Origin of the sequence: Reyranella sp., from assembly GCF_036558665.1 — a bacterium.
GTDB lineage: Bacteria > Pseudomonadota > Alphaproteobacteria > Reyranellales > Reyranellaceae > Reyranella.
This window is the reverse complement of the sequence record NZ_DATBFE010000106.1, coordinates 1-6,086: the sequence shown is the minus strand read 5'-3', so window position 1 is coordinate 6,086 and position 6,086 is coordinate 1. Positions and strand designations below refer to the sequence as shown.

Genomic DNA, 6,086 nt, shown 5'->3' with positions numbered 1-6,086 from the left:
CCCGTCTGCGACGGGCTGGAAAGCCCGCCAAGCTCGCGCTCACCGCCTGCATGCGCAAGCTTCTCACCATCCTCAATGCTGTTCTTCGCGATCAACGCCCATGGCAAAACGCTTGACGACCAAGACAGTCGCTCTCCCCCTCGCGGGGGCGAGGAGCATGACAAGAGAGGGCGAGGAGGATCGGGTGCGGGACTCTTGTCTTCAAGTTCCTCTCCCCCTCGCGGGGGCGAGGAGCATGTGGTGCGAGACTGTTGTCTTCAAGTTCCTCTCCCCCTTGGGGAGAGGTTAGGAGAGGGGGGTTGCAACAGCAGGTGCGGTAGATCGCCCCCTCTCCCAACCTCTCCCCCTCGCGGGGGCGAGGAGCATGAGGTGCGGGAGAAGCTCGGGACAGCGGCGGAGTTGCGTGCGACGGGCGGGCGCGGCAGGCTCGGACCATGCCGACCTCTACACTCGCCCCGGGTGCGCCCGGCATCCGGCCGACCTGGACCTCGAGCGCCAAGGACCTGGTGACGACGGCGCTGGGCGGCAGCCGCGTCTGGGTCACGATGGGCTTCGGCATCGTGAACGAGATCTACTGGCCCGCGACCGGCACGCCGCAGATCCGCGACCTCGGCTTCATCGTCGCCGGGCCCGCCGGCTGGTCCGAGGTGAAGCGCGTCGCGCAGTACACCGTGACGGTGCCGCAGCCCTACGTGCCGCTGCCGCGCGTCGTGCACGAGGGCGAGGGCTGGCGGCTGGAGATCGAGCTCCTGCCGGCTCCGCTGCGCGACGCGGTGCTCGTTTCGTACAAGCTCGTCGGCGAGGGCGCGAGGCTCTACGTCCTGCTGTCGCCGCATCTCGGCAACAGCGGCGTCGGCAACAACGCGCGCGCCGGCGCCGATCTCGTGGCGTGGAAGGACGACAACGCGCTCTGCCTGGTGAACGACACCGGCTTCGCGCGGGCGAGCGCCGGCTATGTCGGCGTCTCCGACGGCTGGCAGGATTTCAACCGCAACGGCCGCATGGCCTGGACCTACGACGAGGCGCTCGACGGCAACGTCGCGCTGATGGGCGAGCTCGCGACGAGCGAGGGCCTGCTGGCGCTCGGCTTCTCCGAGCATGTCGAGGGCGCGCGCACGCTCGCCCGCTCGTCGATCGCCGAAGGCTACGACACGCTGCGCCAGCGCTTCATCCAGGACTGGGAGGACTGGGGCAGGAAGCTCGTGATCCCGGCCGGCTCGCTCGCCGTCGAGCGCGAGGCCTACATCTCGGCGGTCGTGCTCAAGGTCCACGAGGACAGGAGCTTCCCCGGCTCGATCGTGGCCAGCCTCAGCGTGCCGTGGGGCAATGCCAGCGACAGCTCGGGCGGCTATCACCTCGTGTGGGCGCGCGACTGCGTCGAGGCGGGGCTCGCCCTGATCGGGGTCGGCGAGGTCGAGGACGCGGTGTGGATGCTGTGCTACCTGATCGCGACCCAGCGCGACGACGGGCACTGGAGCCAGAACACCTTTCCCGACGGCCGCGCCTTCTGGGACGGCATCCAGCTTGACGAGGTCGGCTTCCCGATCGTGCTCGCCGCCAAGCTCGCCGAGCAGGGCGCGCTGACCGGCCTCGGCGGGGTCGAGGCGATGGTGCGGCGCGCGGTGCGCTATCTCGTCAATCACGGACCGGTCAGCGCGCAGGACCGCTGGGAGGAGAACGCCGGCATCAGCCCGTTCACCATCGGCATCGAGATCGTGGCGCTGATCGCCGCGGCCGAATTCCTCGCCGGCGAGGAGCGCGCCTATGCGCTGGCCCTTGCCGACCACTGGAACGAACGCATCGAGGACTGGACCTACGTCGCCGACGGGCCGTTCGCGCAGGCGCACGGCGTCGCCGGCTACTACGTGCGGCTCGGTCCGGCGGTCATGGACGGTGGCCTGCGCGGGCGCATCAACGTCAAGAACCGCAGCGGCGAATGGGTCGAGGCGGCGGCGCTGGTCGGCATGGAGTTCCTCTATCTGGTGCGGCTCGGCCTGCGCCGCGCCGACGATCCGCGCATCCTCGACTCGCTCAAGGTCGCCGAGGCGCTGCTCAGGGTCGAGACGCCGCAGGGCACCGCCTATCGCCGCTACAACGGCGACGGCTACGGCGAGAAGGAGGACGGCAGCCCGTTCGACGGCAGCGGCATCGGCCGCGCCTGGCCGCTGCTCGCGGGCGAGCGCGGCCACTTCGACCTGCTGGCCGGGCGCGATCCGCTGCCGTGGCTCGAGACCATGGCGCGCATGACCGGGCCGGCCGGCCTGATCCCCGAACAGGTGTGGGACGGGCCGGCGATTCCCGAACGCATGCTGGCGCCCGGCAGGCCGTCGGGCAGCGCCATGCCGCTGGTGTGGGCGCATGCCGAGTTCCTGAAGCTCCTGATCGCGCGCGAGAAGAAGCGCCCGCTCGAACGGCTGGCGAGCGTCGAGGAGCATCTCGCCAACGGGGCAGGGCAGGCGGCGGCGTGGTACTGGCGGCCCGACACGCCGTTCGATGCCTTGCCGAAGGGGCGGGAGCTGATGGTCGACATGGGCGAGCCGTTCACCCTGCACATGGGCTTCGACGGCTGGCACGGCGTCGCCGACCGCAAGTCGAGCCCGCTGCCGTTCGGCCGCCACGGCGTGCGCCTCGGCGCGGCCGACCTCGCCGGCCACCATTCGCTCGAGTTCACCTTATATATGGCCGACGAGGGCCGCTGGGAGGGCCGCGACCAGCGCATCGCGCTCGCCTCATGAGCGAGCCGGAGGCTCGCGGTCCGGAAGAGGCTCGCGGTCGCTTCTCTTCGGGGCCGCGAGCCTCCGGCTCGCCCGTGCCCCCTTTCCCCGCCTCTCCCCCTTTGGGGGACATGCCAGGAGAGGGGGACCCTTGCGGCTCTGACGACGGCAAGTCCGACCCGATCTCTTGTCTTCCGACCGCGAGCCTCCGGCTCGCCCATGCATCCGGGCGAGCGGGACGCTCGCGGTCCGGAAGAGGCGCGCGGCCCAACCGGGCATGAGCGCCACGGCAGCGACGCGCTCCTATGAAACGATCGCCCGGTAGGTCTCGCGGATCAGCTCGTCGACCAGGGGCGGCGGCGGCTCGCGGCGCTGGAGGTGCTGCCTGACGGCGGCGGTCGGGACCTCGGCGAGCACGAAGGTGGCGCGCCTCACCTGCGCGGGACCGGCGCGGCCGAAGGCCTGTCGCGCAAAGCTCTCGAGGCAGGCCTCGAAGCGCCGCGCCTGATCGCGCACGCCGCGCCGCAGCGCCGCCGGCCAGTCGCCTTGCACGAAGTCGTGCCGGCTATAGAGCAGCAGGAGCCGCGCGTCGTCCATATTGAGGCGCACCCACGCCGGCGTGTGCAGCGCGGCGCCGAGCCCGTCGCCGGCCTCGATCGCGCGCACGAATCCCTCCTGGTAGGCGAGTACCGACTGCAGCCACAGCTCGCCCAAGAGCGCGTCGCGCGAGGCGAAGCGGTGATAGAACGAGCCTTTCGGCGCCTTCAGGCGGTCGACGACGGCGTCGACCGTGACGGCGGCCGGCCCGCGCCCGGCGGCGAGCGCGCGCGCCGCGGCGAGAAAATCCGCATTGTCGAACCGGGGCCGTCCCATGAGTTCTAGACTATATGGTCTAGACTCTCAGGTCAAGATATGGCATCGATCGGCGAGACCCCAACCATCGAACGGAGGATGCGATGTCACGAGTGGAAGCAAGGCGTGATGCCCTCGAGGTCGAGCGGCTGCTGGCCGGCGCGGCGAGGACCGTCAGGAGCGTGCCCTATTGCTGGCTGGCGACGACGAGGGAAACCGGCGAGCTCGATGCGCGACCGATGGGCCGGCTGCTGCACGACCCCGGCGAGGACGCCTGGACGATCCGCTTCGTCACCGACGGGCGCTCGCGCAAGGTGGCCGACCTGCGGCGCGACGGCAGGATCGCGCTCGTCTTCCAGCACGATCCGAGCGAGGCCTGGGTCACCCTGAGCGGCAAGGCGACCCTGTGCGCGGAGGCGTCGGAGGTCCGCCGGCGCTGGCGGCCGGGCTACGACGCCTACTTCCCGACCGAGCTCGACCGGGCGAGCGCGATCTTCGTCGAGATCGAGGTCGAGCGCATGGCGCTCTGGATCCGCGGCGTCACGCCCGAGCCGTTCGGCCTGCAGGCGACGACGCTCGAGCGTGCGCCCGACGGCGGCTGGCGCGTGACGCCGGCCTGAACGCGGCGTCGCCTCCTTCGCGGTGCAGCCCGACTGCGTCCGGATCGCTTGCCGGTGGCCGTCCCGCCTGTTCCACTCCCTTCCCTGTCCATGCCGGGAAGGGAGGGCACGAGATGACAACCAGCGGTGTCAGGACGACGCACGGCCGCGGCCGCCTCTTCGAGAGCATCCTGGAGACGATCGGCGACACGCCCTGCATCAGGGTCAACAATCTCGGGCCGAAGAACGTCGAGATCTACGTCAAGGCGGAAGCCTTCAATCCGGCGGCGTCGGTGAAGGACAGGCTGGCGGTCAACATCGTCGAGGCGGCCGAGCGCAACGGCACGCTGAAGCCGGGCCAGACGGTGGTCGAGGCGACGAGCGGCAACACCGGTATCGGGCTCGCCATGGTGTGCGCCCAGAAGGGCTATCCGCTGGTCGTCACCATGGCCGACAGCTTCTCGGTCGAGCGCCGCAAGCTGATGCGCCTGCTGGGCGCCAAGGTGGTGCTGACGCCGCGCGCCGCGAAAGGCTTCGGCATGTACCAGAAGGCGGTGGACCTCGCGCAGAAGAACGGCTGGTTCCTCGCGCACCAGTTCGAGACCGAGGCCAATGCCGACATCCACGAAGCGACCACGGCGCGGGAGATCATGGGCGACTTCAAGGGCCACCGTCTCGACTATTTCGTCACCGGCTACGGCACCGGCGGCACCCTGAGCGGCGTGGCGCGCGTGCTGCGCCGCGAGCGTCCCGAGACCAGGATCGTTCTCTGCGAACCGGCCAACGCGCAGCTGGTCGGCAGCGGCGAGCCGCAGAAGCGCGCGGCCGACGGCTCGCCGGCCGGCAGCCATCCCGCCTTCGAGCCCCATCCGATCCAGGGATGGACGCCCGATTTCATCCCGCTCGTCCTGCAGGAGGCGCTCGACAAGAAGTACTTCGACGAGCGCATCGCCGTTCCGGGCGCCGAGGGCGTCAAGTGGGCCAAGGCTCTGGCGCAGAAGGAAGGCGTCTTCACCGGCATCTCGGGCGGCTCGACCTTCGCCGTGACGCTCGGCGTGGCCGCAAAGGCGGCGCCCGGCTCGGTCCTGCTCTGCATGCTGCCCGACACCGGCGAGCGCTACCTCACCACGCCGCTGTTCGAGGGCATCGCCGAGGACATGGACGACGAGGAGCTCGCCATCTCGCGCTCGACCCCGGGCTACCAGATGGGCTAGCGCGCGCCCCGGCTTCCGCCGCCTGCTGGCCGCCCGTCGCGGATCAATCCGCCTCGAGGTCGATCAGCAGCAGCGAGCGAAATCGCTCGCGCGGCAGCGAACGCCACTGCGCGTCATCGACCGGGATGCCGTGCTCCATCGCCCAGAGGGCGATCGGATGGAGACCACTGCGCGTGCCGACCAGGACGTAACGGACCTCGCCTCGGCGGACCCTGTCGGCGAAGTCCTCGACGGTCAGGATCCGGTCGATGCCATAAAAGCCGCCGAACGCCATCACCGGCCGGCCTGTCCGGACGATGATCGGCGAGGCGATCAGCATTGTCGGGGTCGCCGCGAGAAAACGTGCCGAGCCGCGATGGGCAAGCAGGAAGTCGATCAGCTTCGGATCGTCGCTGAGCTCGGTGTAGTTGCGGGACAGGATCGGTCCGCGGCCGTCGGGAAGGCCGAGCCAACGCGGCAGGCTCGCCGAGGGCAATGTCAGGTTGCCGGGCGAGAAGATGGCGCTCAGCGTCCAGGCGAGCGGCAGGATCAGCAGGGCAAGGCCGCCGATGGCAGCGGGCAGCCGCTTGCCGCGCCACTGGCTGGCGCCGGCGGCCAGCAGCGCCACCAGCGGAACTGCGGGCCAGGCCGAGGTCCAGCCTTGCGCAGCGCCGGCAAGATAGATCTGCCACGCCGCGCACAGGGCAAGGCCGAGCGCGAGGTACACC

The 6,086-nt window shown here is 70.5% G+C and carries 5 protein-coding genes and 1 pseudogene; 4 read left to right on the top strand and 2 right to left on the bottom strand.

The window, feature by feature from the left end; all coding sequences use genetic code 11:
* Together VH499_RS16700 and VH499_RS16695 are read left to right on the top strand one after the other, a co-directional pair.
* Positions 1-116, top strand: a pseudogene (locus VH499_RS16700) (IS110 family transposase); the annotation flags it as partial.
* 318 nt (positions 117-434) lie between these two features.
* Positions 435-2,735: a glycoside hydrolase family 15 protein gene (locus VH499_RS16695; protein WP_332053874.1), complete on the top strand. Its 2,301-nt coding sequence runs from the start codon at positions 435-437 to the stop codon at positions 2,733-2,735.
* A 282-nt stretch (positions 2,736-3,017) separates the two neighbouring features.
* On the opposite strand, the gene VH499_RS16690 is transcribed toward VH499_RS16695, so the two are convergent.
* Positions 3,018-3,587, bottom strand: coding sequence for a helix-turn-helix domain-containing protein (locus tag VH499_RS16690; RefSeq protein ID WP_332053873.1), 570 nt, complete (start codon positions 3,585-3,587; stop codon positions 3,018-3,020).
* Positions 3,588-3,670: 83 nt separating this feature from the next.
* Here VH499_RS16690 and VH499_RS16685 point away from each other — a divergent pair, with 83 nt between their 5' ends.
* The gene (locus tag VH499_RS16685; RefSeq protein WP_332053872.1) at positions 3,671-4,186 is read left to right on the top strand and encodes a pyridoxamine 5'-phosphate oxidase family protein; all 516 of its coding nucleotides are present in this window, start codon (positions 3,671-3,673) and stop codon (positions 4,184-4,186) included.
* A gap of 113 nt (positions 4,187-4,299) precedes the next feature.
* A complete protein-coding gene (locus VH499_RS16680) occupies positions 4,300-5,379 on the top strand; it encodes a PLP-dependent cysteine synthase family protein (RefSeq protein WP_332053871.1) in 1,080 nt (359 codons plus the stop codon).
* Between the two features lie 43 nt (positions 5,380-5,422).
* On the opposite strand, the gene VH499_RS16675 is transcribed toward VH499_RS16680, so the two are convergent.
* Positions 5,423-6,086: hypothetical protein (locus tag VH499_RS16675; protein WP_332053870.1), on the bottom strand; the 664-nt coding region annotated here is incomplete at its 5' end.

Bases quoted from the DNA above. Each gene is read 5' to 3' on its own strand.
- VH499_RS16680 (WP_332053871.1), top strand. From the start codon at position 4,300: ATGACAACCAGCGGTGTCAGGACGACGCACGGCCGCGGCCGCCTCTTC.
- VH499_RS16690 (WP_332053873.1), bottom strand. From the start codon at position 3,587: ATGGGACGGCCCCGGTTCGACAATGCGGATTTTCTCGCCGCGGCGCGC.
- VH499_RS16695 (WP_332053874.1), top strand. From the start codon at position 435: ATGCCGACCTCTACACTCGCCCCGGGTGCGCCCGGCATCCGGCCGACC.
- VH499_RS16685 (WP_332053872.1), top strand. From the start codon at position 3,671: ATGTCACGAGTGGAAGCAAGGCGTGATGCCCTCGAGGTCGAGCGGCTG.